This is a genomic window from Synechococcus sp. Tobar12-5m-g, from assembly GCF_024345415.1.
Classification (GTDB): Bacteria; Cyanobacteriota; Cyanobacteriia; order PCC-6307; family Cyanobiaceae; genus Regnicoccus.
Window position 1 is genome coordinate 86,836 of record NZ_JAGQBB010000001.1, and the last position, 26,768, is coordinate 113,603.

Genomic DNA, 26,768 nt, shown 5'->3' on the forward strand with positions numbered 1-26,768 from the left:
GGGGGCCATTCAAGATCAGTGCGGGCTTCCTACGACCCGGGCTCAGGTTGGGGGGGTGACGCTAGAGGGCGCGCAGGCAGGCGGCCACCCGCCTCACCTCAGCCAGCTCGGTGATCGCGGCCAGGGCCGCCCGGAAGCGGGCTTCGGGCACCTCGTGGGTGATCACCACGATTTCGGCATCGCCGGCGGCCGCCTCCAGCTGCACGATCGACTGGATCGAGACCTCTTCTGCCCCGAAGCACCGCCCGATCGAGCCGATCACCCCCGCCTGGTCGCTGGTCTGCAGGCGCAGGTAGTTGCGGTGGCGGGTGAGGGCGCCATCCACCAGGCGGCAGCGCCGCCAGCGGCCCGCCGCCAACAGCGGATCGAGGGGCGCGCCAGGGCCGCCCACCTGGCGGATGCTGGCGATGTTGAGGATGTCGGCCACCACCGCTGAGGCGGTTGGGCCGGCCCCGGCCCCCGGGCCGTAGAACATCACCCGGCCGATCGGCTCCCCCTCGACCAGGATGGCGTTGTTGACGCCGTGGACCCCGGCGAGGGGGTGATCCTTGGGAATCAGGGTGGGGTGGACCCGCACATCCAGCAGCTGGGTGCCGTCCGGATCGGTGCCGAGGCTCTCGGCCACGGCCAGCAGCTTGACGCAGAAGCCCAGCTTGGCGGCGTAGTCGACATCCCTGGACTGCAGGTCGATGATGCCCTCGGTGGGGATGGCGGACCGCTCCACGCCGCCGCCGTAGGCCAGGCCGGCGAGGATGGCGATCTTGTCGGCCGCATCGCCTCCCTCCACATCGGCGGCCGGATCGGCCTCGGCGTAGCCCAGGGCCTGGGCATCGGCCAGCACCGCCGCGTAGGCGGCTCCTTCCGCCGCCATGCGGCTGAGGATGTAGTTGGTGGTGCCGTTGATGATGCCGCTCACCCGCCCCAGCCGGTTCCCCCCCAGCGACTGCTTCAGCGGTTCGATGATCGGGATGCCCCCGCCCACGGCCGCTTCGATCAGCACGTACACCCCGCGGGCCGCCGCCGCCGCGGCGATCTCCTCACCATGGCGGGCGATCACGGCCTTGTTGGCGGTCACCACCGATTTGCCGGCCGCGATCGCCGCCAGGATCAGGCTGCGGGCAGGCTCCAGCCCGCCGATCACCTCCACCACGATGTCCACGGCGGGATCGTTCACCACCGCCTCCGGGTCGGTGGTGAACAGCTCGGCGGCCAGGGCGATCGGCCGGGATCGGCCCGGATCGCGAACCGCCACCCGCTCAAGCTTCAGCTGCCCCACCAGGGGATGGCGACCTTCCGGCGTGGAGAGGATCTCGACGACACCGGCGCCCACGGTGCCAAGACCAAGCAAACCGATGCCGATGGTCATGCCTGGATCGCCGCGAAACCGCCGATCCTAGAAATCTGCCGGCGTGAGCGCCGCTGCCTGGGCCTGCATCATCCGCAGGATGTTGAGAAACCCATTGGCTCGCGACGGGGTGAGGCTGGCCTGGAGACCGGTTTCGGCCAGGAAGGCGGGATCCAGTCCCTGAACCTGTTCAGGGGTGAGTCCTTCGAGTCCGGTGATCAACAGGGCCAACAGTCCCTTGGTGATCTGGGCGTCGGAATCCCCCTGCCAGTGAAGCCGGCCCTCCACCAGCTGCCCCACCACGAACACCTGGGACACGCATCCCTTCACCTTGAAGGCGTCCTGGCGAAACTCCTCGGGCAGGGGCTCCAGTTTGCGGGCCAGCCAGAGCACGTATTCGTAACGACGCTTCGGATCGCTGCTGCCCCGGAGCTTCTCGACGATCCGATCGAGGGCCTCGCTGCCGGTGCTCATCGGCGCCGGAAGGGGAAGGGCCAGCCGGTCATGGAGGCCAACACCCAGGCGAGGCTGCCAAGGCCACCGAACAGCAGGAGATGGCGCACGATCGGGGAGGTCTGGGGGGGGATGAAAGGGCCCTCGCTGACCTGGTCCAGCTGCAGCTGGCCCTGGCGCACCGGCAGATCGAGAAAGTCGCGGTGGCCGGGGCCGCCATCGACCTGCAACTCCCAGGTGCCATCCGCCTGTTTTGGGAGGTTGAAGGACAGCTGTCCTCTGGCGTCGATCTGGCCCAGCTCCACCCCCGAGCCCCCTCCAGGGGGAACCAGGCGCACATGGGCTCCCACGACGGGCTCACCGGTGGAGAAGCGGCTTTCCAGCACCAGCGCGTCCCGCAGCGATTGCAGCCGATCGAGGCTGCTTTCGATCGCGTGGGCCTGGGCCTGATCCGGCCAGAGCGTAGCCAGCAGCAGGGCGGCCCCTCCGGCGGCGAGCCCGGCGTTGATCCACGTTCTGCGCTGGGTTCGCCGCCGGAGGGGCCGGCGGTTCGGGGCGGATGGGGAAAGGATCGGGTGCATGGGGAGCCTGAAATTCAGGCATCCAGCCGGGCGGGCTGGAGCCGGAACCGCAAGGCTAAAGGCTGTTCAGGTCGTCGACCAGCGGCTGGCTGCCGATTGCCCCTTGCCGGCCTGCACCATCCGCACCATCGAGCTCACCATCATCGAGAGGGCCTCGCTGGGCTGGGAGCGATAGCCGAGCTCCGCCTCCATCACCCGATCCGGCGCCGATCCGGCGCCACGGCGATCCGCCCCGCTGCGGGCGGCCGGGGAGGGCCGCTGGGGGAGAAAGCTGGGGGAGAGGAACGGCTCGGGCCTGAACGAGGAATCCGAAGAAACGTTCAAAACGGGGGAAGATCGCACCATGTGATCCTGGCAAATCAATGGGGTGAGAGCGGCCCGTTGCGTCAGTCCTCAACAGGTTGCAACCATTGGAGACCCCTTTCGCTCAGCCAGCCGTCGAACGGCAGGTCCCAGGGATCCCGTGGCAGCTGCCGCACCTGGCAGCCAGCCGGGGCCACGATCAGGGCCGGAACGGCCCGCCAGAGCGGGTCGCTGCGCAGCCGGTCGTACCAGCCGCCGCCGTAGCCCAGGCGAAAACCGCCGGGGTCGAAGGCCAGGGCGGGCACCAGCAGCAAGGCCAGCTCAGCCGGCCGGAGCTCCGCGCCAGGGGCCTCGGCGGGGGCGGGTATGCCGCAGGCATCGGCCAGCAGGGGCTGACCAGGCTGCCAGGCCAGATAGTGCAGTGCTCCAGCACCGTCCCCCTGGCGGATCGCCGGCAAGGCCAGGCGATCCGCCAGGGGGACGGAGAGCCCGAGAAGATCAGGCTCCCCGGCCAGGGGCCAGAACAACCCCAGGCGCTGACCGGACCCCACCAGGCCAGGGAGGTGGCGTAAGGCCACCTCCAGCAGCGGCGCCTGGGCTGCCGAGCAGAGCGCCTGGCGCCGCTGGCGCCAGTGGCGTCGCCAGGCGGGTTTGCCCGCCGCCAGCGGGGGCGGTGCGTCGATCACCGCTGGAACCAGCCGGTCAGGGCCACGGCCAGGGCGTCGGCGGCATCGTCCGGCCGCGGCGGCCGCTCCAGTTCCAGCTCCCGCATCACCGCCTCCAGCACCTCCTCCTTGCAGGCATGCCCCGAGCCCGTGAGGGCCAATTTGACCTGCATCGGCGGAACCTCCACCACCGGCACCCGCAGGCGGGCCAGGGTCATCATCACCACGCCGCGGGCCTGCACCACCGAAATCGTGGTGCTGGAGCGGTAGAAGAAGAACTTCTCGACGGAGGCCAACTCCGGACGCCAGCGGCGCACGATCCAGCGCAGATCCCGGGCGATCTCCACAAGCCGATCTCCCTCGAGCTGGCCGCTGGCGGTCTGGACCATGCCGCAATCGAGCAGGCACTGGGGCGGACCGGTTTCGATCAGGCCGTAGCCCATCCGGGCCAGACCGGGGTCGATGCCGAGGATGCGCATCCCATCTCAGCCCGCCAGGGCCAGCTGGAAGGCGTTGCGATCGCTGGGCTCTCCCCGCTCGAATACCTTGCAGAACATCTTGATCACCCGGTCGCCGGAGTCGATCTGCTCCAGCGGGTCCTTGCGCAACCGGTGGCGCAGGCAGCAGCTCACCACCCGGGCGACGTCGTCGTCGCTCACCTCGGTGCGGCCTTCGAAGGCGGCCAGGGCCCTGGCCGCCCGGTTGATCACAATGTCGCCGCGCAGGCCATCCACATTCAGTTCGCCGCAGACCGAGGAGATGCGCAGGCGCAGATCGTCGTCGATCCGCACCGAAGGCAGCAGGTCCTGGGCCCGCACCGCCCGCTCCTGCAGCGCCTCCTGGCCGGCCTGATGGGCCGCGTTGAAGCGCTCGGGGTCAGCGTCGAAGCTGGTGCGCTGATCCACAACCTGCACCCGCAGCTCGGCCTCCCGCACGGTGCGCACCTCCACGCTCATGCCGAAGCGATCGAGCAGCTGGGGGCGGAGTTCGCCCTCCTCGGGGTTGCCGGAGCCAATCAGCACGAAGCGGGCGGGGTGCCGCACCGACACCCCTTCCCGCTCCACGGTGTTCCACCCCGAAGCAGCCGAATCCAAGAGCACGTCCACCAGGTGGTCGTCGAGCAGGTTCACCTCATCGACATAGAGCAGCCCCCGGTTGGCCTTGGCCAGCAGCCCCGGCTCGAAGGCCTTCACCCCTTCGCTCAGGGCCTTTTCGATGTCGATCGTGCCGCAGAGGCGATCTTCCGTGGCGCCCAGGGGCAGGTCCACCATCGGCACCTGGCGCGGCTCGACCGGCAGGACCTCACCCTGGTCGGCCCGTGCCCGCACCTCGAGGCTTTGCAGGTCGGGGTCGGTCGGCGAACTGTTGTAGGGGTCGCCGCTCACCACGTCGATCTCCGGCAGGAGATCGGCCAGGGCCCGGATCGTGGTGGACTTGCCCGTGCCCCTATCCCCCATGATCATCACGCCGCCGATGCGGGGATCGATCACGTTGAGCAGCAGGGCGAGCTTCATCTCCTCCTGCCCCACGATGGCGGTGAAGGGGAACACCCTGCGTTGGCGGGTCTGACTCACGGGCGAGGGGCCGGCACAAAATCGGATTGTTTCACAGCTGGAGATGCCGGCAGCAGCGTCAGCACCTGGGGTGGTGTGGCATCGGCGGGATAAACCAGCCGCACCCGCACCTGGCGCCGTTGGCCAGGCTCCAGGCTGATCCGGCCCAGCGCCGGACCCTGCTGCCCCTGGCGCAGCACCAGGTGGAACCAGCGACGCCCGCTGGGGCGTAGACCCTCACCATCGAGGCCGGTCACCTCGACGGTGCCCCGAAACATCACCGGCCGGGCGGGCTCGGCGTTGAAGCTCAGCCCCCCTTCCGTCCTGTCGCCCTTGCGGGGGGACTCGATGGCGAGCTCGAGCGCCGCGGGCCTGGCGGTGTCGTTGACCAGGGGGATCCGCAGGTCGTACTCGACGCCGTAGTTGCCGTGGGCGGCCCAGGCCGTGCCCGGGTAGGCGGCGGTGAGCTCCGCCGTCTGCACCTGGCCGGTGCCGAGACTGCCGCGCTCGAGGGAACTGATCGGCCAGGACACGGGCGCACTGCGCACCGAGAGCTGGGGCACGCAGGCCTGGCGTGGACATGGATCGGTGAGCTGGCCGCGCCAGCGGCTGCCCTGCTGAACCCCGCTCACCCGCGAGTAGACGATCCCGCCCTTCTGGCCCCGGGGGGTGGGGCTGTGCTCCTTGGGGCTCAGACCGCCCCGCAGCAGGCTGGCCCAGGTGCTGGCGGCTGGTGGCTGATCGCCGCCGAAGGCGGCCAGAGTGGCGAGTTGCACCGGGCCATCGCTCTCCAGCCGCAGCTGGAGGTTGCGGCCGTTCAGCAGGGGGTCGAGACCCTTGACCGGGATCGGCAACGCCACCAGAGTGGTGAGCTGGCCGGTGGGAAGCTGCCATTGCGCCGGCAACAGGGGGCTGCGCAGTTTCAGCAGCAGCTCCGCCGCCACCCGGCTGCCCGGACCGGAAAACGCCGTGGTGCCGTCGTGGGCGACCACGGCCGGCAGCGGCAGAAACGGGGCCGCCGGCTGGGCCGGATCGGTGGACTGGGAGAGGGCCGTGGAGCCGCTGATCAGCCGCAGGCGAACGGGCTTCGCGCCGTTGGGGGCTGCCAGCACCCCCAGCCAGAGCGTGGAGTCGAGTTGTTCCGGTCTGCCGGCATAGACGTGGTGGCTGAACAGCTCGAAGTTCCCCTGCAGGGGAATGTTCAGGTGGGCCGCCGGCACGGTGAAGCGCTGGCCACCCAGCTCGGCGTTGCCGTTGAAGGTGGAGAGCAAAATGCCCGGCTGCACGATCAGCTCGGGGTTGTTGTCGTTCACCACCAGCAACCGATCCAGCCCCCCCGGCAGGGGGCGCACCTGCTGGGGGCGAAACAGGCTGCGTGGCGGCACTGTCTGGGCCGCCACGCCCAACGCCAGAAGCACAGGAAACAGGACAGGCAGCGCCGCAGGCAGAAGGCGCGCGAGGGCGGGGGGCATCAGCGGGGAGGCGGAGGGGAACTGCTCCGGCCCACCAGGGTTTCGCTGACGGCGGCGGCCATGGCCCGGATCAGATCGGTGGAGCGGGGGTCGTTGAACGGGCCCTTGACCATGAAGGCCGCCACGGCCCGCTGGCCATTGGGCAGCTCGATCAAACCGGCGTCGGCGTAGGCGATGCCGATGTCGCCGGTCTTGTTGAGCACCGTGACACCCCTTGCCATCAGCTCGCTGTCCGGGTCACTCGACTCCATCCCCAGGCCCTTGAGCAGACCGAGGGGAAGCAGGGTGTTGGTTCTAGAGGTGCCGAGGATCGTGCGGAAGTGATCCCGGCCCCGGGGGCTGAGTTTCTCGCCGGTGTCAACCAGGGCGATCGAGCGGGCCAGGTCGTGGGGGCTGGTGGTGTTGGTGCCCTCCAGATCGGGCAGCCAGTTGTTGACCACCGTGGAGCCGAGGCCCAGGGCCTGGAAGCGGGCATTGAGGGCCAGCTTGCCGCCGAGCCGTTTGATCAGCAGGTTGGTGGCGGTGTTGTCGCTGACCCGGATCATTTCGGTGGCCGCCTCGTAGAACGGAAAACGGGAGCCGATCGGCCGGCTGGCCATCCAGCCCGCCCCTCCCCCGGCCACCTCCTTGGTGAGGCTCAGCGGCTCGTTCCAGCGCAGCTTGCCGGCGTCGAGATCGTCCAGGGCGGCGAGCAAGATCGGGGTCTTGATCGCGCTGGCGGCTGGTAGGGGAACGTCCGGATCGAGCTGGGCGAAGCGGCCGTCATCGAGCACCAGCAGATAGCCGCCCACCTTGAGATCCTTCTGGGCCGCCGCCAGGGTCTTCCAGCGTTGGCTCAGGGCGGGCAGCTCCCGCTTCGGCTCGAACTTCCCCAGCGGCAGGCCCCGCTGGGGGGCGGCCACCGCGCTGGTGGCCGTGTTCAGCGCCGGGGTGTTCATCGTCTCCTGGGCCAGCCGCGGCGCGAGTTGCTTCAGGACCGTGCCGGTCAGCACCCCCAGACCCACGCCCAGCACCAGCAGGCGGAGCACCAGGGCGAGGGGCTGGAACCAGCCGGGAGAACCTGAACGGGAAGATCGGCCCGGACGCACGGCAGCTGAGAACGCGATTGGGTTGCAGGACGCTAAGGGGTCCGGGAGCGGCAGGCCCAGCGCACCTGGCTCACCATTCCCCGCAGCAGGGCCACCTCCTCGCTGCCCACCTGGGCCCGTTGCAGCAGGGCCCGCAGCTTGGCCATGCGGGCCTGGGCGGTGTGGGGCATCAGAAACCCCGCCTCCAGGAGCAGCGCTTCGGCATCGAGCAGGGCCGCTTCGAGGGCGCCGCGATTGGCCGGATCCGGCCGTGGTGGCCCGGAGGGCTGTCGCTGATCGGGCGTGGCCCCTTCTGCCGGCGGCTCCAGCTGGCGAAGCCCGTGCAGGGTGACCGCCACCGCGTGGGAGAGGTTCAGGGATGGGTAGGCGGGATCGGAGGCGATGCGCAGAATCCGGCCAGCCTGAAGCAGTTCATCGTTGCGCAGGCCCTGGTCCTCTCGGCCAAACACCAGGGCGGCCCGGGCCCCACCCGCCCTGCCCGCCAGCAGCCAGGCCAGCACATCGGCGGCAGGCCCCACCGGCACGGGCTCGGGCTCCAGCCGTCCACTGGTGGCCACCACCCGGCCGCAATCGGCGATCGCCGCGGACAGATCGGGGAACAACAGGGCCCGCTCCAGCAGGGTCTGGGCGTGCACCGCCATCCGCCGTGCCTCCTCACCGAGGTGGTCGCAGCGGGGCCGCACCAGGCGCAGCTCCTGGATCGCGAAGTTCGCGCAGAGGCGGGCCACGCTGCCCACGTTGATCGGCCCGGCCGGCTCGACCAGCACCACGACGGGCAACGGGGTCACGCCAAGGCGTGCAGGTGGGCGATCAGGTCGGCCATCGCCTGGGGATCGGGTTGAAAGCGGGGCATCGGCGGAGTGCGGCCGCTGACCACCTGGCGAACCAGCTGGCGGTCATTCTTGCGCCTGCTGATCCCCTGCAGAGTCGGACCGACCAGGCCCTGACCGGCAATGCCATGGCAACCGGCACAGTTCATCAGGAACAGGCGTCCGCCGTTCTCGGCCGAGCCGGCCAGCTCCAGGGTCTGCCGGGTGTAGGGATCGCTGCGGGCCGCGGGCAGCACGACAAGCGAAAGCATCACGCAGGCACCGGCGGCGAACAGCACCAGGGCGGTGATCAGACCCTGGCGTTGCACGGCTGTCGGCGCGGGGGGGGAGATCTCGCCGGTCACAAATCGTTCAAAACCTCACAACAGCCTGCCGCAAGCATGAAACAATCGTGTCCATTGCCTCCGATCTCATCCTTACCATGGTTGAACCTCTGCTGTGCGGCATCGTGCTGGGTCTGGTGCCGATCACGATTGTGGGGCTGTTCGTGGCGGCATGGAATCAATACCGTCGGGGCAGTGCCCTCGGCTGAGCAGCATCAGGCTGGTGCCGCCATAGCGCCGTCGATCCACCAGCCGCCAATCGGCTGGAACCTCTATGGCGCCCTTGCTTCCGCATTCCAGGATCAGGCGCCCGCCGGGGGCTAGCCAGCCGCAGCGCGCCAGCGCCTCGCCAATCACCCCGTGCTGGCCTGAGCCGTAGGGCAGGTCGAGGTAGATCAGATCGAAAGCCGTCAACCCCAGCTCCGCTTCCCGCTGGGCTGTGCCCAATTCCAGCCAGCGCGGCAGGGATCGGCAGAGCACCCGCACCAGAGGGTTGGTTGAGAGTCCGGCTTGAGCCGTCGCCAGATTGGCTGCGGCTGTGGCGGCCATCTGCCGGTCCTGGTCCACCGCCACCACCACCGCCGCACCGTGCAGCAGGGCCTCGCAGCCCATCACGCCGCTGCCACAGCAAAGATCGAGCCAGCTGGCACCGGGCAGATCGGCGGCGATCAGGTTCATCACCGCCTGCCGCACCTGCGAGGTGGTCGGCCGGGCCGTGCTGCCCGGTGGGCTCAGCAGCTTGCGGCCACCACTCAACCGGAGCGTCACGGGGGGGAGCCCTGCTCGACCCAGCTCAGCCAGCGGCGCAGCATCCGCTGGCCCTGGGGCCCGGACTTCTCCGGGTGGAACTGACAGGCGGCCAAATGCCCCTGCCAGAGAGCTGCCGTCACCGCCCCGTCGCCAAATCCAACGGTGGCGGCCATGCAGCGGCCATCCTCGGGCTCCGCGGCATAGGAGTGCACGAAATACACCCAGGCTGTCGGGCTGGCCTCCGGCAGCAGGGGTGTGGGGCGGCTGGCGATCAGGGGGGCCCAGCCCATGTGGGGGATCGGCTGGCCCGCATCGCTGGGCAAGGCCCGCACCCGCCCCTTCAACAGCCCCAGCCCCTGGCTCTCCCCCTCGTCGCTGGCCTCGAACAGCAGTTGCAGGCCCAGGCAGATGCCGAGCAGCGGACGACCGCGCCCGCTCCAGCGCTGGATCGGCTCCGCCAGACCCGATCCCTCCAGGCGCTCCATGGCGGGATCAAAGGCTCCCACCCCGGGCAGGATCAAGGCCTGGCAATCCTCCAGCTCCGCCCCGTCCTGGACCAGCTCCACCTCGGCGCCCAGGCGCTCGATCGCCCGGGCCACGGAGTGAAGGTTGCCCATCCCGTAGTCGATCAATCCGATCCGGCTCATGGCGGGCCCAGGTTCAAGGAGAGAGGGGACACAGGCGCTGTTCGGGATGCTGAAGGTCCGGGCACCGGGGAAGCTCGAGGCCGTTGAGGTGATCGATCAGCTCGTAGAGCCGTCCAACCTTGCGCTGATCGAAATCCAGCCGCAGGCAGGGCCGGCGCGCGCCGGCCCCATCAGGGCTGTCGCTGGCTTCAAACCGGCCGGCCAGGAGCAGGTCGGCGAACCGCCCCTGGATCGTCTCCAGCTCCGAAACGGGGAGCGGGGCATGGAGCAGCAATTCCAGCCCCTGCTCCGACGCCCTCACCGCGTGGAAGACCCGGTAGAAGCGCCGGATCAGGTCGACCGCCTCCTGGGCGCTGCCGGCTGGCTGCAGCAGATGGATGTCCTCGGCGGCGATCAGCCCCCTGGCCGCCAGGCCCTGGTTGAGATGCCGCTGCCACTGCTCCCAGAAGTGATCGCCTTCAGGGGCGAGCAAAACCAGGGGAATCGGTGGCGTGCGGCCGGTCTGAATCAGGGTGAGGGATTCGAATAACTCATCGAGGGTGCCGAACCCACCCGGAAGCACCACCAGGGCGTCACTCTCGCGAAGAAAGAAGAGCTTACGGGTGAAGAAGTAGCGGAACTGAACCAGTCGGCCCTCGCAGGGGCCGATGTAAGGGTTCGCCTCTTGCTCGAAGGGCAACTGCACGTTGAGGCCGTAGCTGCGCTCGCCCCCGGCCCCGCGATTGGCGGCTTCCATCACGCCGCCCCCCGCCCCCGTGATCACCTCGAATCCCGCCGCGATCACGGCGGTGGCGAGCTCCTCTGCCAACCGGTAGGCGTCGCTGTTGGGGCTGCTTCGCGCCGAGCCAAACACCGTGACCTTGCGAGTGGTGCGGTGGGGTTGAAACACTGCGATCGCCTCCTCGACATCCTGGAGAGTGCCGCTGATCAGCAGCCAGTCCTCCCGATCTGTGGTGAGGGCGCAGAGCTGACGGATCGTGGCCAGGGAGCGCTCGATCAACAGCCGTTGGGGATGGCTCGCCAGCGTCATGGCCAGGGGCAGCGGCGAGGGGGGCGTCAGCGGTGCGACGCGAACGTTCAGAGGTGCTTGGAGATGGTGCCCGACAGGGTGTTCTTGGGGACAGCACCCACGACCGTGTCGACTTTCTGGCCCCCCTTGAAAACCATCAGCGTGGGAATGCTGCGGATGCCGTATTGGCTGGCGACGTTGGGGTTCTCATCAGTGTTGAGCTTGCAGACCTTCAACTTGCCCTCAAACTCCTTGGCGATCTCATCGACGATCGGCGCCACCATGCGGCAGGGACCACACCAGGGGGCCCAGAAATCAACCAGCACAGGCACATCACTCTTGAGCACATCCTGCTCGAAGGAGGCATCGGTGACGGCGGCGGCGCTGGACATCCGAGGAGAAAACAAGGTGATCGGAATCTAGCAACGGGCTTTCCGATCCAAGGCGCTTGGGCCCGCGAACGTTGGAAGACAAAACGCCCGGACGCACCGGGCGGGGAGGTGTGAGGAGTGTGCGAGCCGAAGCCCCCACACCATCAGGGTAATGCCTGTCTCGCCTTGTTTTGTCTGGTCCAATCACGGGACATCCCCCTGCTGCGGGGCGCCTACTTGCCCATGCCGAGCTGCTGGGCCTTCTGGTATACCTTGCCCTCGGTCAGCAGGGAAGGAGCCAGGATCACTTCCACTGCCTGCATTTCCCGCAGGTTGCGGGCCCCCAGGGTGCCCATCGAGGTGCGCAGGGCACCCAGCAGGTTCTGGGTGCCGTCGTCGAGGCTTGCCGGGCCACGCAGGATTGTTTCCAGGCTGCCTGTGGTGCCCACCTTGATCCTGGTGCCGCGGGGCAGCACGGGGCTGGGGGTGGCCATGCCCCAGTGGAAGCCGCGGCCGGGGGCTTCAGCGGCCCGGGCAATCGGTGAGCCGATCATCACGGCGTCGGCGCCGCAGGCGATGCATTTGCAGATGTCTCCCCCGGTGACGATGCCGCCGTCGGCGATCACCGGCACCCGGCTCCCACTCTCCCGTTCGTAATCGTCGCGGGCGGCGGCGCAGTCGGCGACGGCGGTGGCCTGGGGAATGCCGACCCCTAGCACCCCCCGGGAGGTGCAGGCCGCGCCGGGACCGATCCCCACCAGGACCCCCGCAGCTCCCGCCCGCATCAGCTCCAGGGCCACCGGGTAGGTGACGCAGTTGCCAATCACCACGGGGATGCCCAGCTCCCGGCAGAGGGCCGATAGATCGAGGCTGTGCCGGCCTTCCGGTGCGATGTGCTCGGTGGACACCACCGTGGCCTGCACGAAGAACAGGTCCGCGCCGGCTTCCGCCACCGCATGGCCAAACCGCATGGCCGCCACCGGGGTTGCGCTGACCGCGGCGATCCCGCCCGCTTCTCTGATCTCGGCGATGCGAAGCCGGATCAGGTCTTCCCGAACAGGTTGCTTGTAAATCGTCTGCATCAGGGGCACGAAGGCCTCCTTGCCGACGGCTGCAATCTGATCGAGCACGGGGTTGGGATCGTCATAGCGGGTGTGGACCCCCTCCAGGTTGAGCACCCCGAGGGCGCCCAGGCGGGAAAGCTCCACCGCCATGCGAACGTCGACGACCCCATCCATGGCGCTGGCGATGATCGGGATCTCGCGCTCAATGCCCCCCAGGGTCCAGTGGCTGGCCGTGGCCTCGGGGTCCACCGTGCAAGCGCCCGGTACGAGGGCGATCTCATCGATGCCGTAGGCGCGCCGAATCGTTCGGTTCCGGCCTAACAGAATGGTCACCGCTGGGCCCTGTCACAGTCGGGCCAAGCTATCAACCGGCAGGAGCGGGGCCCAGCCCCAGCTCCCGGTGCGATTCAGGCCCTGCCGCGGAAGGATTGCCAACGTTTGTCCAGGCCCTCCACCAGCCGGTGCCTGTCGTCGCTGCGGACCAGATTGCTGGCTGCGAAGCCAGCCAGCCAGAGCAGCCCCGCCAGCTCCAGCAGCCCCGGCACCAGGGGCAGGCTCTCGATCGCCCCCAGAAGCGCCCCGTAGAGTCGAAGGATGACCACGGCCCCAAGCAGGACGCCCAGCGACTGCAGGGGGCCGCGGTAGCGCTTGAGGGTGTCTTGGAGCTGGCCGCTGCCGATCCAGTCCTTGACCTTGGCGACCAGCAGGGCCCATTCCCCACCCACCTCAGGGTCGGCTGAGGTGGCGGGGGCGTGCAGGGTGGTGGCGACCGGAGGGATGGGCTGGGGAGACGCGACCGGCGGGGCACTGACGGGGAGAGCCACGGGGACTTCAACGGGGCCACCAATCGGTGCATCAACCGGGCCATCAACCGGGCCGTCGATGGGCGAAAGCTCCTCGACGGGAGCAGGAAGCCCCTCGGCAGGAGACGCCCCAGCAACGGGGGGGAGCCCTTCGCCGGAAGGTTGTGGTGGGGAAGGGGTGGAGGATTCAACCATCGCTCGCTTCGAAACCGCCGGGTGAGCTTACGGCGCTTCTGAGCTGGCATCAGGGATCCAGGGGAATCAGCCCGCTGCGTCGTGGCAGTGGCTCGAGCGGCAGACGGAGCGGAAAGCGGCCGCTCCTGAGCTGCTCGATCAGGTCGTCGGTGATCGCCTCGGCCAGGCGCGGGCTGTGGGCAGGAAAACAGGGAAGCCGCTGGCCATTCACCGAGATTTCCCCCGCCAGCAGCTGGCTGTAGGCCACCCCACCAAAGCTCGGCTTGATGCGGCGTGGAATCGAGAAATCCAGCACCGGGGCTTCCAGTTGGGCGTCGCCGAGGGATGCCTGGCGGGCCACGGTCCCATTGATCAGGGGCACCGGCGCCGCGATCGCCACCACCAGGCCGCTGCCGTGCCCCTCGAAGAAGCAGGGCCGCACCCATTCGGGCCGCAAGCGGTGCAGATCGACGCTGAGGGCGGCCACCGCGCCCGGTGCGCGGGCATGGCCGCTAGGCAGGCGGCGGGTCTGGGGCTGGTGGCCGGAGCCGGCCCCGACCACCCAGCCGAGCGCCCCGCCCACCAGCACAGGGGAGCCTGGCCCCAGCAACGCCAGAGCCGGCATCGTCAGGCCGATGCTGCGGCTGCCGCCACTGCTGTAGAGCGCCGTGCCGTAGGGGCCCAGCAGCGGACCGTAGGGGCTGTGGGTGATCCCTGGCCCGCTGCTGAGCGCCACCACGCCGTTCTCGCTGATGCCCCGGTGCAGAAGCAACTGGCCGGAGCCGATCCGCTCAAGCGACAGGCGAGCCCTGAGTTCCCGCCGGGGGTGCAGGGCGGTGGCCTCGCCCACCGCCACCAGTTCCACCTCCCGACCGGCCAGCAGGGTTCCCAGCACCTGGGCCCCGCCGTGGCGGAGCGGTTCCACCAGGCCGCCGCCGATCGGCAGGGTGATCCCGCCGCTGCCGCTCGACCCCAGGCCGGCCACCCGGTCGAGCTGCACCCGCCGAATTCGCAGCGGTGGATCAGCGGGGCCAAGGTTCAGCTGCAGGCTCGCCTGGTCCGTGAATTCGGCGTTGGCCGCCACCACCACATCGGTGGCGGCATAGGCGGCTGCCAGCCCCTCGGCGGCCACCCGGTCCCGGAACGCCGTGCTGCTGCAGACCCGCAGGTCGCCGGCCCGCTGGCGCTGTTGAAGCTCGGATTCGCTGCGGGGCTCCAGGGGCATCAGGGGCCGGCGGGAGGAGGCTCGATTAACCTGGCACCAGGCAGTGGGTGACGACATGGCGGATCCAACCGGTCCCGGCGAATCCGACGGGCGGATCATCCAGACCGACCTTCGCATCGAGATGTCGCGCTCCTACCTGGAGTACGCCATGAGTGTGATCGTGGGCCGGGCCCTGCCCGATGCCCGCGATGGCCTCAAACCCGTGCATCGCCGCATCCTCTACGCGATGTATGAGTTGGGGCTGACCAGCGATCGGCCCTACCGGAAATGCGCCCGGGTGGTGGGGGAAGTGCTCGGCAAATACCACCCCCATGGCGACACGGCGGTCTACGACGCCCTGGTGCGGATGGCCCAGGACTTCTCGATGCGCATGCCGCTGATCGACGGGCACGGCAACTTCGGCTCGGTCGACAACGACCCGCCGGCCGCCATGCGGTACACCGAATCGCGGTTGCAGGCCCTCACCACCGACAGCCTGCTGGAGGACATCGAAGCGGAAACGGTCGATTTCATCGACAACTTCGACGGCTCCCAGCAGGAGCCCACCGTGATGCCGGCGCGGGTTCCCCACCTGCTGCTCAACGGCTCCTCCGGCATCGCCGTGGGGATGGCCACCAACATCCCTCCCCACAACCTGACCGAGCTGATCACCGGCATGCTGGCCCTGATCGCCGATCCCGACATCGACGACCGCGCCTTGATGGCGATCATCCCGGGCCCCGATTTCCCGACCGGGGGCCAGATCCTCGGCCGCAGCGGCATCCGCGAAACCTATGCCACCGGCCGCGGCTCGATCACGATGCGGGGGGTGGCCTCGATCGAAACCCTCGAAGTGCCCGGCCGCCCCGACCGGGATGCGGTGATCATCACCGAGTTGCCCTACCAGACCAACAAGGCATCGCTGATCGAGCGCATCGCCGAGATGGTGAACGACAAAAAGCTCGACGGCATCTCCGACATCCGCGACGAGAGCGACCGCGACGGCATGCGGATCGTGATTGAACTGCGGCGGGACGCCTACCCCCAGGTGGTGCTCAACAACCTGTTCAAGCTCACCCCCCTGCAATCCAACTTCAGCGCCCACATGCTGGCGCTGGTGAACAGCGAGCCGGTGTTGCTCACCCTGCGCAGGATGCTGCAGGTGTTTCTCGCCTTCCGGATCGAAACGATCGAGCGCCGCACCCGTTATCTGCTGCGCAAGGCGGAGGAACGGGATCACATCCTGCTCGGCCTCCTGCTCGCCCTCGACCAGCTCGATCCGATCATCGCCCTGATTCGCTCCGCCGCCGACGCGGCCACGGCCCGTCAGCAGTTGCAGGAGCGCCATGGTCTCAGCGAGATCCAGGCCGACGCCATCCTGCAGATGCAGCTGCGCCGCCTCACCGCCCTGGAAGCCGACAAGATCCGCCTGGAACATGAGGATCTGGTCGCCAAGATCGCCGACTACCAGGACATCCTGGGCCGGCGCGAACGGGTGCTGGGCCTGATCGAGGCCGAGCTGCTCAAGCTGCGTGAGCGCTACGACTCCCCCCGTCGCACCGAAATCCTCGACCTGGAGGGCGGTCTGGAAGACATCGATCTGATCGCCAACGAGCGCTCGGTGGTGCTGCTCACCGAAAACGGCTACCTCAAGCGGATGCCGGTGAGCGAGTTCGAGGCCACCAGCCGCGGCACCCGCGGCAAATCGGGAACCCGCAGCCAGGGTGAGGAGGCGGTGCGCCTGTTCATCAGTTGCAACGACCACGACACCCTGCTGCTGTTCAGCGACCGTGGCGTGGTCTACGCGGTGCCCGCCTACCGCATTCCGGTGGGAAGCCGGGCCGCCAAGGGCACCCCGGTGGTGCAGTTGCTGCCGATCCCCCGCGAGGAGCAGATCACTTCCCTGCTAGCGGTGAGCGCCTTCGAGGACAACGTGCAACTGCTGATGCTCACCAGCGGTGGCTACATCAAGCGCACCCGCCTCTCCGCCTTCGCCAACATCCGCTCCAACGGCCTGATCGCGATCGCGTTGGAGGATGGCGACGCCCTGCGCTGGGTGCGCCTGGCCGTTCCCGGCGACAGCGTGCTGATCGGCTCGCTCAAGGGCATGACGATCCACTTCCGGCTCACCGATGCTGAGTTGCGCCCGCTTGGTCGCACCGCCAGGGGCGTTCGCTCGATGGCACTCCGGCCTGGCGACCAGCTGGTGAGCATGGATGTGCTGCCGGCCGAACTGGCCGATCAGATCGCCAGCAGCGAGGCCGATTCCGGCGAGGACGAGGTGGACAGCGACGGAGGAGAGAACGACGGTGAGGAGGTCGCCACCAGTGACGGCCCCTGGGTGCTGGTGGCCGCCGCCAGCGGCCTGGGCAAGCGGGTGCCGGTGAACCAGTTCCGCCTTCAGAGGCGGGCTGGCCTGGGGCTGCGGGCGATCAAGTTCCGCCGCGGCGGTGATGTGCTGGTGGGCCTCAAGGTGCTCGGCGCCGGTGAGGAGTTGCTGCTGGTCAGCGAGCGGGGCGTGATCGTGCGGATGCCCTCCGATTCGATCCCGCAGCAATCCCGCGCCGCCACGGGGGTGCGGCTGCAGAAGCTCGATTCCGGCGATCGGCTCAGCGAGGTGGTGCTGATTCCCCCCGCCCTCGCCGGCGACGAGGACACCGATCTGGAAGCGGTTGAGGGATCAGGGGATGGCGATGGCGCCCCCCTGGCCTGAGGCCTTGGCTTGACGGCCGATGTCCTGGTGATCGGCTGCGGCCCGGCGGCCCTGGCGATCGCCTCCGGCCTCTGCGCCGAGGGCTTGCAGGTGGACGCTCTGGCGGCGGTCGAACCCACGGCGCCCTGGCCCAACACCTATGGCGTCTGGGGGTGTGAGCTCGAGCCCGGGGGGCTTGGCCATCTCCTGCAGCACCGGTGGACCAACTGCGTCAGCTACTTCGGGGCCCAGCCCGTGGCCCATCACCACACCTACGGGCTGTTCGACAAGGCCAGGCTCCAGACCCACTGGCTGGAGGGTTGCGAGCAGGGCGGCCTGCGCTGGCAGCGGGGCCTGGCCGGGGCGATCGCCCACCACGGCCAGGGCTCCTGCGTCACCACCACGGCGGGCGCCGAGCACAGCGCCCGGCTGGTGATCGATGCCAGCGGCCATCGCCCTGTTTTCGTGCAGCGCCCATCGCTGGGGCCGATCGCCTACCAGGCGGCCTACGGCGTCGTGGGACGCTTCAGCACAGCACCGGTGGAGCCTGGCCAGTTCGTGCTGATGGACTTCCGCTCAGATCATCTGAGCAGCCTGGAGCGGCAAGCGCAACCCCCCACTTTCCTCTACGCCATGGACCTCGGCGATGGGGTGTTCTTCGTCGAGGAAACCTCCCTGGCCCTGGCACCGGCCTTCCCGCCAGAGCGGCTGAAGCGTCGCCTGCAGCAACGACTGGCTTTCCGGGGTGTGGCGATCGAGGCGATCGAGGCCGAGGAGGATTGCCTGTTCCCGATGAACCTGCCGCTGCCGGATCTGCGCCAGCGGGTGGTGGGTTTCGGTGGAGCGGCAAGCATGGTGCACCCCGCCTCGGGGTACCTGGTGGGGTCGCTGCTGCGCCGGGCACCGACCGTGGCAAAGGCCATCGCCACGGCGTTGAACGTCCCCGGCTGCGGAGCCGACCAGGTGGCCCAGGCGGCCTGGTCGGCGGTCTGGCCAGCGGGCCTGGTGCGAAAACACGCCCTGTATCAATTCGGGCTGGAGAAGTTGATGCGCTTCTCCGAGCCGCAGCTCCGCCAGTTCTTCGCCGCCTTCTTTGATCTGCCCCAGCACCAGTGGTATGGATTCCTGGCGAACACCCTGACGGTTCCCGAGCTCACCCTGGCCATGCTGCGGTTGTTCGCCCAGGCACCGAATCCGGTGCGCGGCGGCCTGATCAATCCGCAGGGACGGGAGCTGGAGCTGCTCTGGCGTGTTCTCTCCCGGTAGGTTCGCGGGACACCAGAACCGGAAGCGTGGAGTGGGTGAGCACCCGCAGGGTCTGGCTGCCGAGCAGGAAGCTGCTCAGGCCGCGCCGGCCATGGGAGGCCATGAAGATCAGGTCGCACTGGTGGCGATCGGCCGCCGCGATGATGGCCTGATAGGGAACTTCGTTGACCACCGCTTCAGCTTCGGCCACCACACCGGCCGCTGCGGCAATCGTCAGGGCGTCCTGAAGGGTTCGATCCGACGCCTCCCGCGAAGCACGGGAGAGATCCTCGACGGTGCCGGGGTTGACCAGGGACCCCGCACCGATCAGGGAGAGTGGCAGCTTGGGCCGAGCATGGAGGAACTGAATGCGGGCCCCGATGCCCTTGGCAAAGTCGACGGCCGCGCGCACGGCGCCGGTGGAGAGCTCCGAGCCATCCGTGGGGACCAGCAGATGCCGGTACGGTGCGGTCATTCCAACCCACGGAAGCATCCTTCAGGCCAACCCTAGCCCTTGGCTTCGGGGGCGCTCTCCTTGGCCGCCACGGGTCAGGGACTGGCCCAATCGGCGCTGTTGAGCAGGGGAAACAGGCGGTCTTCGGCCTCCAGCGCCACCAGCCAGGCCAGCGGCGCGGGCTGCCCGGAATCGATGGCGTGGATCAGCCGCCAGAATCGATCCAGGTGGGAGCGGATGCGGTCCCGGGCCAGGTCGGTGGTGGTGCCTGCCCTGAGAATGAAACTCCAGTCCGAGGACTGGGCCAGCAACAGCTCCCGTCCCGCCTGGGTCAGCATGCGCCGCTGGTCCCTGGTGGCGACCCCCTGGTTAACCCGCTGCACCATGGCGGAGGAGGCCCGCTCCCATTCCGGCACCACCCAGGCGTTGCTCTCGTTGAGCCAGTAGTGGTGGTAGCCCCCCTGGCCCCAGCTGGAGGGGGAGGGGCGGCAGATCTGCAGGGGGCGCGCGTCATTCAGCACCTCCCGCAGGTTGGTGAAGGACAGGCCGGCTGCCGGCCCCTGGCGGAACAGCTCGGCAAGGAAGGTGGGTCCTTCATACCACCAGTGCCCGAACAGTTCGGCGTCAAAGGGGGCCACCAGCAGCGGGGGGCGATCCATGGCCGGCACCAGCCCCTCCAGCTCCTGGGCGCGCTGGCCGATGTAGTCGGCGGCATGGTTGGCCGCCCGCCTGGCCGCCATGGCGGGATCGTAGGGCTGCTTCTGGTCCAGGGGGCAGCTCTGGCCGGTCACCCGGTGCAGCTTGAGCGCGAGCGGACGGGAGGAGGGGATGCCGGCGGCCAGGAGCTCGGGGGCCGGCAGATCCCAGCCCAGGTCGCGGTGGAACTCCCGGTAGGCGCCATCTCCCGGATAGCCCTGGCTCGCCGACCAGACCGGCAGTGTGGCGGCACTGTCCCGGGCGAAGAAGGCCACCCCGGCCGGCGAACAGATCGGCGCGTACACCCCGTAGCGCGGACGCGGCAGGCCGTGCAGGAGGCCATGGGCATCCAGCACTGCATAGCGCAGGCCGCAGGTCAGAAGTTGCTGGTCGAGGCCCTCGTAGTAGGCGCATTCCGGCAGCCAGATCCCGAGGGGCCGCTCGCCGAGCAGTCGCTCATGCTCCCGAATGGCGGTTAGGAGCTGGGCCTGAACGGCTTCGGGCGTCTGGCGCAATAGCGGCAGATACCCGTGGGTGGCGGCGCAGGTGAGCAGGTCGAGCACGCCGGCCTGCTGGAGCAGGCGGAAGCGAAGCAACAGGTCAGCGGGCCGAGCCGGCCAGGTGCCGCGTGCCTGCTCCAGCTGTTCGGCCAAAGCCTCCGCCGCAGGCTGATGCTGAGGTGGCTGATGGGCCGGCGGAACCCTGGCCAGCAGGGCGAGCCGCTGCTCCAGCCAGGCCGGAAACTGATGGTGCAGATCGACGTCGCTCAACAGCGACAGCAGGGTGGGGGAGAGGCCGAGGCTGAGCCGTGGCTGCTGGTTTGGATCGATCTGGCTGCTCTCCAGCAGGCTCAGCAGGGGCAGATAGCACTCCAGTAGGGCCTGAAAGTACCAGTCCTGCTCCAGGGACCCCGGCTGGCTGCTGCGGACGTAGGGGAGGTGGGCATGGAGGACGAGGGCCAGGGCACCAGCGACCATCCCGGAACGATCAATTCAGCAATCCTACGGGCCAGATAGGGGCCGATTCTCATCGACCAGTCACATTCGTTTGAAACTTCAGCAGACCGGGCTACTCCAGAAATCCAGGCAAGTTTTTCGGCTTTGCGCCATGGGAATTTTAACAATTCGCCGCTGCCTGGCTGTCGATGGCCAGGGACAATTCCATGCCCGGCAGAAGTTGCGCCCGCAGCTGGAGAAAGCGGAAGTGGCTCAGGCCCCTGGGTCATCCACGGGTTGAGCCGTTTGGCGGCGTGTCGGTTGCCGCCGAGCCCCCGCCGCGAGGTCGTGATCACCCTTCCGCTTAGAGTGGTCGCAACTCATAGTCAATTCGACCTGCAGCGGTCATGGCCAGCGATCCCGGCCGGGTTCTGATCTTCGACACCACGCTTCGCGATGGTGAGCAGTCACCCGGCGCCAGCCTCAACCTGGAGGAAAAGCTGGCGATCGCCCACCAGCTCACCCGGCTGCGGGTCGACATCATCGAGGCCGGCTTCCCCTTTGCCAGTGCCGGTGATTTCAACGCGGTGCAACGCATCGCCGACGCCGTGGGCACCCCCGAAGGCCCGGTGGTCTGCGGCCTGGCCCGGGCCACCCGCGGCGACATCAAGGCCTGCGCCGAAGCGGTGGCCCCCGCTGCCCGTCGCCGCATCCACACCTTCATCGCCACCAGCGACATTCACCTGGAGCACAAGCTGCGCAAGAGCCGCCCCGAGGTGGTTGAGATCGCAGCGGAGATGGTGGCCTATGCCCGCTCCCTGGTCGACGATGTGGAGTTCTCCTGCGAGGACGCCGGCCGCAGCGACCCCGACTATCTCTACGAAGTGATCGAGGCCGCCATCGGCGCCGGTGCCACCACGATCAACATCCCCGACACGGTGGGCTACACCACGCCAGCGGAGTTCGGTGCCCTGATCGCCGGCATCGACCGCCATGTGCCCAACATCAGCCAGGCGGTGATCTCCGTCCATGGCCACAATGATCTCGGCCTTGCCGTGGCCAATTTTCTCGAGGCCGTCAAGAACGGGGCCCGCCAGCTGGAGTGCACGATCAACGGCATTGGCGAGCGGGCCGGCAACGCCTCCCTCGAGGAGCTGGTGATGGCCCTGCATGTGCGGCGCAGCTATTTCAACCCCTTCCTGGGTCGCTCAGCCGGCAGCACCCAGCCGCTCACCGGCGTCCGCACCGAGGAGATCGCCAAAACCTCACGGATGGTGTCGAACCTCACGGGCATGGCCGTGCAGCCCAACAAGGCGATCGTGGGGGCCAATGCCTTCGCCCATGAATCCGGCATCCACCAGGACGGTGTGCTCAAGAACCGCCTCACCTACGAGATCATCGACGCCCGCACGATCGGCCTCACCGACACCCGCCTCTCCCTGGGCAAGCTGAGTGGTCGCAGCGCCTTCCGGGCACGGCTCGAGGAGCTCGGCTACAGCCTGGAGCGCGGCGACCTCGACGATGCCTTCGCCCGCTTCAAGGAACTGGCCGACCGCAAGCGTGAGATCACCGACCGGGATCTCGAAGCGATCATGAGCGACCAGGCCCAACAGAGCGAAGCCCTCTACACCCTCAAGCTCGTTCAAGTGAGCACGGGCACGAACCTGCAGCCCACCGCCACCGTCACCCTGATCAGCGCCGATGGGGCCGAACTCACCGAGGCGGCGATCGGAACCGGCCCGGTGGACGCGGTCTGCCAGGCACTCAACAGCCTGGCGCGGGTGCCCAATGAGCTGGTTGAGTTCAGTGTGAAGTCCGTCACCGAGGGGATCGACGCCATGGGCGAAGTGACGATCAGGCTGCGCCACCAAGGGGTGCTCTATTCCGGTCACGCCGCCGACACCGACATCGTGGTGGCGGCGGCCCAGGCCTTCGTCAATGCCCTCAACCGCCTGCTGCAGGGCAGCGAGCGCCCTCCATTGCACCCCCAGATGGCGCCGTTGTCTGTCGGAGACATCCCCCTGGCTGATCGCCCTCGCGTCTGAGCCCTTGCCATGGGCCGGCCTTGGTGGTGGAGAATCCCAGGACCACGCCGGCTCCCATGACGCTCCTTGCCGTCTACACCACGGTCAGCACTCTGGAGGACGCCCGTGTCCTGGCGAAGCTGGCCATCAACGCCAAGCTGGCGGCCTGCGTGCAGCTCGAGCGGATCGAGAGCTTCTATTGCTGGAAGGGAACGATGGAAAACGACCAGGAGATACGGATTCTCTTCAAAACCACCCCGGATCGCTATGACGTGCTCCGCGATGCGTTGCTGGAGCATCATCCCTACGATCTACCGGCGATCCATGCCGTCCAGGCCCTTCATGTCAGCAAGGCCTATGCCGAGTGGGTGCAGATCAGCCTGGCCGAAGTGGCAGGTGCCGATGGGAATGGCTGATTCGATCCAACCCACCTGGGAACAGGCATTTGTCGGTGCTTGAGCACGGTTCTTCTGGCTCAGTTTCCAGTTAAAGGGCTGCTGTCGTCGTCCCCGACCGCCAGCTCCGGAGGTAACGGTGCATCCAGGCTGGCCATGTGGATACGGATCTGATGGGCCCGCCACCAACACACCAGAACCTGGCCGAGCCGGGCGAACAAGGGCAGTGCTCGAAGCACCGTCAGGACGCGATGGGTCTCCAAGCAGGCCGCCTTGCTCTGGCGCAGTTGGGAACTGGGCCAGGAACAGGCGGCCGGTTAGCAAGCGCAGACCAGCAAACCCGAGGTTGAACCGTCCCAGCTGCGCAACACGGGTTGGGGCTCACCGCCAGGCTCGCCCGTCAACCGGCGCAATAGCTGCCGTCGGAGTCCTCCTCAGAGCAGGTCACAGATCAGGCAGACTACGAAGCTGTCGGACTCTGACCTCCAGGACCCACCGTCCTGGATACTCGAACCAAAAGGAGACCCCCCACGAAAACCCCCGCCGGGTTGATAAAAGCCCTAAAGGCGCATTTGGTCATGTCTCTGCCCGCACTGGACATGACTGGTTCATCCGCAAGTATGAAACTGTTCTTTGTCCCCCCTTCTTCGGGCATCAACCCATGAAAACCTTCCTACTGGCTCTGACCGCCCTCGGAGCTATTGTTCTGATTCACCCTCTGGCTGCCGTCCCTGCCAGGGCCGATACCACCATTACCGGCCCCGGCGGCCGCACCATCACCGGCACCACCGAACGCACGCCAGGCTCCAAGCAGGTCGAGTGGACCGATCAGCAGGGCCGCACCTACACACGGGATACCACCTACGGCGGCGGCACGGGCAACACCACGATCACCGGCCCCGGCGGCCGCACCGTCACCGGCACCGCCGAACGCACGCCAGGCTCCACCCAGGTCGAGTGGACTGATCAGCAGGGCCGCACCTACACACGGGATACCACCTACGGCGGCGGCACGGGCAACACCACGATCACCGGCCCCGGCGGCCGCACCGTCACCGGCACAACCGAACGCACGCCAGGCTCCAAGCAGGTCGAGTGGACTGATCAGCAGGGCCGCACCTACACACGGGATACCACCTACGGCGGCGGCACGGGCAACACCACCGTCACCGGCCCCGGCGGCCGCACCGTCACCCGCTCCGCCGAACGCATGCCAGGCTCCTCGCAGGTCGAGCGGACAGGTCGGCGTGGCCGCACCTACACCAGGAACACCACCTATTGAGGCTGGTGAAGAGAGGTCTTAGCTCTGTGTGAGTCGTCGAGGGGCCCATAGCGCAGCTCCGGAGGGCATGGGGCCACTAGCTCCAACTCCGCTCCATTGGGTAGTGGCAGCCTGAGTTGATGGGCATGGAGAAGATAGCCTCCTTCTCCGGGTCGCATCCCGGGGTGGGCCTTTCCGCCGGGCAGGAAGAGGGGGTCCCTCAGCAATGGGGCCCCGATACTTGCCAGATGGATCCGGATCTGGTGCGGCCGGCCACTGCCGATCGTCACGGTGACCAGGCTGGCATCCTCTCTTCTCTCCAGCAAGGTGATCCGGCTGATCGCCGGAAGCACCCCGTCAACGTCGGCTGAACCCGAACCCGCCCAGATCTGACCCAGGAGCGGATGGGGTTTTCTACAGATCGACGTGGTGATTTCCAGGCTCTCCCCAGGGGCCAAGGCAAGGGGAAAAGGAGCCGTCAGGGCCCGGTAGGTCTTGCGACAGGGCCAGGCAGGCCACCCCGAGGAGCATGCCTGGCCAAGGCCCCCAGCCACGTCCAGCGCAGCTGCCGTGCTTTCGCGCAGTTGGGCGCTCAGCCAGGAGCGCATCATCGGCGTGCGGGCACAGACCAGCAGGCCAGTGGTGTGGCGTCCGAGCCGGTGAACCGGCCGGGGCACTCCGCCTTGGGCCCGGCTCCCGGCTTCGGGAAAGCGGCGCTCCAGCAGCCGCAGCACGGTGTGCTCCAGCCAACCGCCTCCCGGCAGGACCGGGAGGCCGCGGGGCTTGTCCATAACGTAGAGATCGCCATCGTCGAACACGACTGGCCACCTTTCCGGCACGGCCTCCTCCCGCCAGGGGGGACGATGCCAGGTCAGCCGATCACCCACGGCCAGGGGCCCATCGACCTGGACCCCCTCGCCGTTGTGACGGATCTCGCCGGCCTTGAGCCGCTGCAGCCACACCTCCCGACCGGAATGCCGGTAGCGGCCCGCATAGAAGGCGCTCAAAGAGAGCGCGTGGTTGGCCGGGTCGACCCGGTCGCGGTAGATCCAGCCGCCGTTGAGGCCCGCCGGCAACCAGCCTGGCGGGGAAAGGGATCCGCCCCCCCTCAATCGACCAGGCCGTTCTCCAGGGCATAGCGCACCAGCTCGGTGCGGCTGGTGGTGCCGGTCTTGATGAACAGACGGCTCACATACTTCTCGACATTGCGGATCGAGGTTTCCAGCCGCCGGGCGATCTCCTTGTTCATCAACCCTTCGGCCACCAGTTGCAGCACGCTGGCCTCCCGGGGGGTGAACTCGTGGCGCACCGGGGCCGCTGCTTTCTTGCCGCCGCCCAGTTGCAGCAGCGAGCGGATCTCGGTGATCTGGCGGGCCATCTGGCCGATGTCGGCATCGGCGTAGCGGGCAGCTTCGGCGAGCAGCCGCTCCTGGCGACGTACCACGTTGCGCACCCGTGCCACCAGCTCATCGGGATCGAAGGGCTTGGGGATGTAGTCGTCGACGCCGGCCTGGAAGCCCTCGATCCGGTCGGCAGTCATCCCCTTGGCGGTGAGGAAGATCACCGGCGTACCGCCGAGCCGTTCATCGGCCCGCAGGCGCCGCAACAGCTCATAGCCATCGCAGCGCGGCATCATCACATCGCTGATCACCAGATCGGGCAGCAGCTCCTGGGCGGCGGCCCAGCCCTGATCGCCATCGCTGGCGGTGCTCACCGCAAAGCCTTCATCTTCCAGATAGGCCTGGACAGCGTTGCGCAGGCCGGGCTCGTCATCGACGAGCAGCAGGCGGGGCTGTGCCGGAGGGGTGAGCGGCTCGGCAGCCGCCGAAGCCTGGTCTTCCGCCGCGGTGGCGGGCACGTCTTGGCTCATGGACCTGGCTGTTGTGCAGGCAATCTATCCAGGTCGGCTCAGCGCAGGCCGCCGGGCAGCACCAGCTCCCTCTCGACCCGAAAACCGCTGTAGCCGAGCTGCAGGGCCAGGGGGCGAAGGCCAGCCGGATCCTTGCCCGCCTGCTCAGGGAAACAGGCGGCCCACCAGACCAGATGATCGATGCGGTTGGCGGAGGAAATGGCTCCGCCGGGGTTGAGTTCCCGCAGGATCAGGTGGCGGCCGTCGTTGGTCACCCGGGTCGGCGCTGCGATTGAGCAGCGGATCGTTTCGCTGCGCACCTTCACATCGTTGGGCAGCTCCTCCCACACCTTGATCCGCTTCAATCCCGGCTCGGCGGGGTCCGGGGTGATGGCGTACACGCCCAGGGCCTGGGGACCGCCCGGGATGGTGCGCTCGAACAGCAAGGCCATCCCCGGTGGCCGGTTCTCGGACGGGATGCGGACCGCGGCTCCCTGGCCATGGGCGGCGCCGGCGGCCAGCAGCAAGGAACACAGCGCCAGTTTCACTCGGTTCATCGGATCAACCAGCCCACTGGGCGCA

The 26,768-nt window shown here is 68.4% G+C and carries 28 protein-coding genes and 1 pseudogene; 6 read left to right on the plus strand and 23 right to left on the minus strand.

What is annotated here, in order from left to right:
- Positions 1–61: 61 nt before the first annotated feature.
- The 11 genes from KBY66_RS00385 to KBY66_RS00435 all read right to left on the minus strand — a co-directional run bounded on the left by KBY66_RS00385 (position 62) and on the right by KBY66_RS00435 (position 8,634).
- Complete coding sequence (locus KBY66_RS00385) at positions 62–1,366, minus strand: homoserine dehydrogenase (protein WP_255087098.1); 1,305 nt, start codon at positions 1,364–1,366, stop codon at positions 62–64.
- Between the two features lie 27 nt (positions 1,367–1,393).
- Positions 1,394–1,819 carry a SufE family protein gene (locus KBY66_RS00390; RefSeq protein WP_255087099.1) on the minus strand — a complete coding sequence of 142 codons (426 nt, stop codon included), beginning with the start codon at positions 1,817–1,819 and terminating at the stop codon, positions 1,394–1,396.
- A complete protein-coding gene (locus KBY66_RS00395) occupies positions 1,816–2,379 on the minus strand; it encodes a hypothetical protein (protein ID WP_255087100.1) in 564 nt (187 codons plus the stop codon). Before KBY66_RS00395 ends, KBY66_RS00390 begins: the two co-directional genes overlap by 4 nt.
- A 66-nt stretch (positions 2,380–2,445) precedes the next feature.
- The gene (locus KBY66_RS00400; protein ID WP_255087101.1) at positions 2,446–2,703 is read right to left on the minus strand and encodes a hypothetical protein; all 258 of its coding nucleotides are present in this window, start codon (positions 2,701–2,703) and stop codon (positions 2,446–2,448) included.
- Between the two features lie 62 nt (positions 2,704–2,765).
- Entirely contained in the window at positions 2,766–3,368 is a 603-nt protein-coding gene (locus KBY66_RS00405; protein ID WP_255087102.1) for a 5-formyltetrahydrofolate cyclo-ligase, read from the minus strand.
- Positions 3,365–3,826: a crossover junction endodeoxyribonuclease RuvC gene (gene ruvC, locus KBY66_RS00410; protein WP_255087103.1), complete on the minus strand. Its 462-nt coding sequence runs from the start codon at positions 3,824–3,826 to the stop codon at positions 3,365–3,367. Before ruvC ends, KBY66_RS00405 begins: the two co-directional genes overlap by 4 nt.
- A 6-nt stretch (positions 3,827–3,832) precedes the next feature.
- Entirely contained in the window at positions 3,833–4,921 is a 1,089-nt protein-coding gene (gene bchI, locus KBY66_RS00415; RefSeq protein ID WP_255087104.1) for a magnesium chelatase ATPase subunit I, read from the minus strand.
- Positions 4,918–6,372 (minus strand): DUF3370 domain-containing protein, encoded by a 1,455-nt coding sequence (locus KBY66_RS00420; RefSeq protein ID WP_255087105.1) that lies wholly within the window; start codon positions 6,370–6,372, stop codon positions 4,918–4,920. The genes bchI and KBY66_RS00420 overlap by 4 nt, the downstream gene beginning before the upstream one ends.
- Entirely contained in the window at positions 6,372–7,460 is a 1,089-nt protein-coding gene (locus KBY66_RS00425) for a serine hydrolase (protein WP_255087106.1), read from the minus strand. The genes KBY66_RS00420 and KBY66_RS00425 overlap by 1 nt, the downstream gene beginning before the upstream one ends.
- A gap of 32 nt (positions 7,461–7,492) precedes the next feature.
- On the minus strand, positions 7,493–8,248 hold the full coding sequence (locus KBY66_RS00430; RefSeq protein ID WP_255087107.1) for an RNA methyltransferase: 756 nt from the start codon (positions 8,246–8,248) through the stop codon (positions 7,493–7,495).
- Entirely contained in the window at positions 8,245–8,634 is a 390-nt protein-coding gene (locus KBY66_RS00435; RefSeq protein ID WP_255087108.1) for a c-type cytochrome, read from the minus strand. Before KBY66_RS00435 ends, KBY66_RS00430 begins: the two co-directional genes overlap by 4 nt.
- A gap of 77 nt (positions 8,635–8,711) precedes the next feature.
- On the opposite strand from KBY66_RS00435, the gene petG reads away from it, so the two are divergent.
- Entirely contained in the window at positions 8,712–8,822 is a 111-nt protein-coding gene (gene petG / locus KBY66_RS00440; RefSeq protein WP_255087109.1) for a cytochrome b6-f complex subunit V, read from the plus strand.
- A gap of 13 nt (positions 8,823–8,835) precedes the next feature.
- Here petG and KBY66_RS00445 read toward each other — a convergent pair.
- From KBY66_RS00445 to KBY66_RS00475, 7 genes and pseudogenes are all read right to left on the minus strand, one after another.
- Positions 8,836–9,381, minus strand: a pseudogene (locus KBY66_RS00445) (RsmD family RNA methyltransferase); the annotation flags it as partial.
- Positions 9,378–10,010, minus strand: a complete 633-nt coding sequence (hisH, locus tag KBY66_RS00450) for an imidazole glycerol phosphate synthase subunit HisH (protein WP_255087110.1) — start codon at positions 10,008–10,010, stop codon at positions 9,378–9,380. The pseudogene KBY66_RS00445 and the gene hisH, both read right to left, overlap by 4 nt.
- A 13-nt stretch (positions 10,011–10,023) precedes the next feature.
- Complete coding sequence (locus KBY66_RS00455) at positions 10,024–11,040, minus strand: TIGR00730 family Rossman fold protein (protein ID WP_255087111.1); 1,017 nt, start codon at positions 11,038–11,040, stop codon at positions 10,024–10,026.
- 47 nt (positions 11,041–11,087) lie between these two features.
- Positions 11,088–11,411 (minus strand): thioredoxin, encoded by a 324-nt coding sequence (gene trxA, locus KBY66_RS00460; RefSeq protein ID WP_255087112.1) that lies wholly within the window; start codon positions 11,409–11,411, stop codon positions 11,088–11,090.
- A gap of 212 nt (positions 11,412–11,623) precedes the next feature.
- Positions 11,624–12,787 carry a GuaB3 family IMP dehydrogenase-related protein gene (locus tag KBY66_RS00465; protein ID WP_255087113.1) on the minus strand — a complete coding sequence of 388 codons (1,164 nt, stop codon included), beginning with the start codon at positions 12,785–12,787 and terminating at the stop codon, positions 11,624–11,626.
- Positions 12,788–12,861: 74 nt separating this feature from the next.
- A complete protein-coding gene (locus tag KBY66_RS00470; RefSeq protein WP_255087114.1) occupies positions 12,862–13,278 on the minus strand; it encodes a CAAD domain-containing protein in 417 nt (138 codons plus the stop codon).
- Between the two features lie 223 nt (positions 13,279–13,501).
- Complete coding sequence (locus KBY66_RS00475) at positions 13,502–14,713, minus strand: homocysteine biosynthesis protein (protein ID WP_315855462.1); 1,212 nt, start codon at positions 14,711–14,713, stop codon at positions 13,502–13,504.
- Between KBY66_RS00475 and gyrA the strand changes: the two genes are divergently transcribed.
- Both gyrA and crtL read left to right on the plus strand, forming a co-directional pair.
- On the plus strand, positions 14,712–17,348 hold the full coding sequence (gene gyrA / locus KBY66_RS00480) for a DNA gyrase subunit A (protein ID WP_255087115.1): 2,637 nt from the start codon (positions 14,712–14,714) through the stop codon (positions 17,346–17,348). The genes KBY66_RS00475 and gyrA overlap by 2 nt on opposite strands.
- A 9-nt stretch (positions 17,349–17,357) precedes the next feature.
- On the plus strand, positions 17,358–18,593 hold the full coding sequence (gene crtL / locus KBY66_RS00485; RefSeq protein WP_255087116.1) for a lycopene beta cyclase: 1,236 nt from the start codon (positions 17,358–17,360) through the stop codon (positions 18,591–18,593).
- On the opposite strand, the gene KBY66_RS00490 is transcribed toward crtL, so the two are convergent.
- Together KBY66_RS00490 and KBY66_RS00495 are read right to left on the minus strand one after the other, a co-directional pair.
- On the minus strand, positions 18,541–19,047 hold the full coding sequence (locus KBY66_RS00490; RefSeq protein WP_255087117.1) for a universal stress protein: 507 nt from the start codon (positions 19,045–19,047) through the stop codon (positions 18,541–18,543). The two genes, crtL and KBY66_RS00490, sit on opposite strands and share 53 nt — an antisense overlap.
- 74 nt (positions 19,048–19,121) lie before the next feature.
- A complete protein-coding gene (locus KBY66_RS00495) occupies positions 19,122–20,699 on the minus strand; it encodes a 1,4-alpha-glucan branching protein domain-containing protein (protein WP_255087118.1) in 1,578 nt (525 codons plus the stop codon).
- A gap of 365 nt (positions 20,700–21,064) precedes the next feature.
- Between KBY66_RS00495 and KBY66_RS00500 the strand changes: the two genes are divergently transcribed.
- The 3 genes from KBY66_RS00500 (at position 21,065) to KBY66_RS00510 (ending at position 24,358) form a co-directional block, all read left to right on the plus strand.
- Positions 21,065–22,702 carry a 2-isopropylmalate synthase gene (locus KBY66_RS00500; protein WP_255087119.1) on the plus strand — a complete coding sequence of 546 codons (1,638 nt, stop codon included), beginning with the start codon at positions 21,065–21,067 and terminating at the stop codon, positions 22,700–22,702.
- Positions 22,703–22,758: 56 nt separating this feature from the next.
- Positions 22,759–23,097, plus strand: a complete 339-nt coding sequence (cutA, locus tag KBY66_RS00505; RefSeq protein WP_255087120.1) for a divalent-cation tolerance protein CutA — start codon at positions 22,759–22,761, stop codon at positions 23,095–23,097.
- A 640-nt stretch (positions 23,098–23,737) separates the two neighbouring features.
- Entirely contained in the window at positions 23,738–24,358 is a 621-nt protein-coding gene (locus KBY66_RS00510; protein WP_255087121.1) for a hypothetical protein, read from the plus strand.
- On the opposite strand, the gene KBY66_RS00515 is transcribed toward KBY66_RS00510, so the two are convergent.
- From KBY66_RS00515 to KBY66_RS00525, 3 genes are read right to left on the minus strand one after another with little or no spacing between them, the layout of a single operon-like run.
- Positions 24,352–25,413: a pseudouridine synthase gene (locus KBY66_RS00515; protein ID WP_255087122.1), complete on the minus strand. Its 1,062-nt coding sequence runs from the start codon at positions 25,411–25,413 to the stop codon at positions 24,352–24,354. The genes KBY66_RS00510 and KBY66_RS00515 overlap by 7 nt on opposite strands.
- Positions 25,414–25,445: 32 nt before the next feature.
- The gene (locus tag KBY66_RS00520; protein WP_255087123.1) at positions 25,446–26,207 is read right to left on the minus strand and encodes a response regulator transcription factor; all 762 of its coding nucleotides are present in this window, start codon (positions 26,205–26,207) and stop codon (positions 25,446–25,448) included.
- A 38-nt stretch (positions 26,208–26,245) separates the two neighbouring features.
- Positions 26,246–26,743, minus strand: a complete 498-nt coding sequence (locus tag KBY66_RS00525) for a hypothetical protein (protein WP_255087124.1) — start codon at positions 26,741–26,743, stop codon at positions 26,246–26,248.
- Between the last annotated feature and the right edge of the window lie 25 nt (positions 26,744–26,768).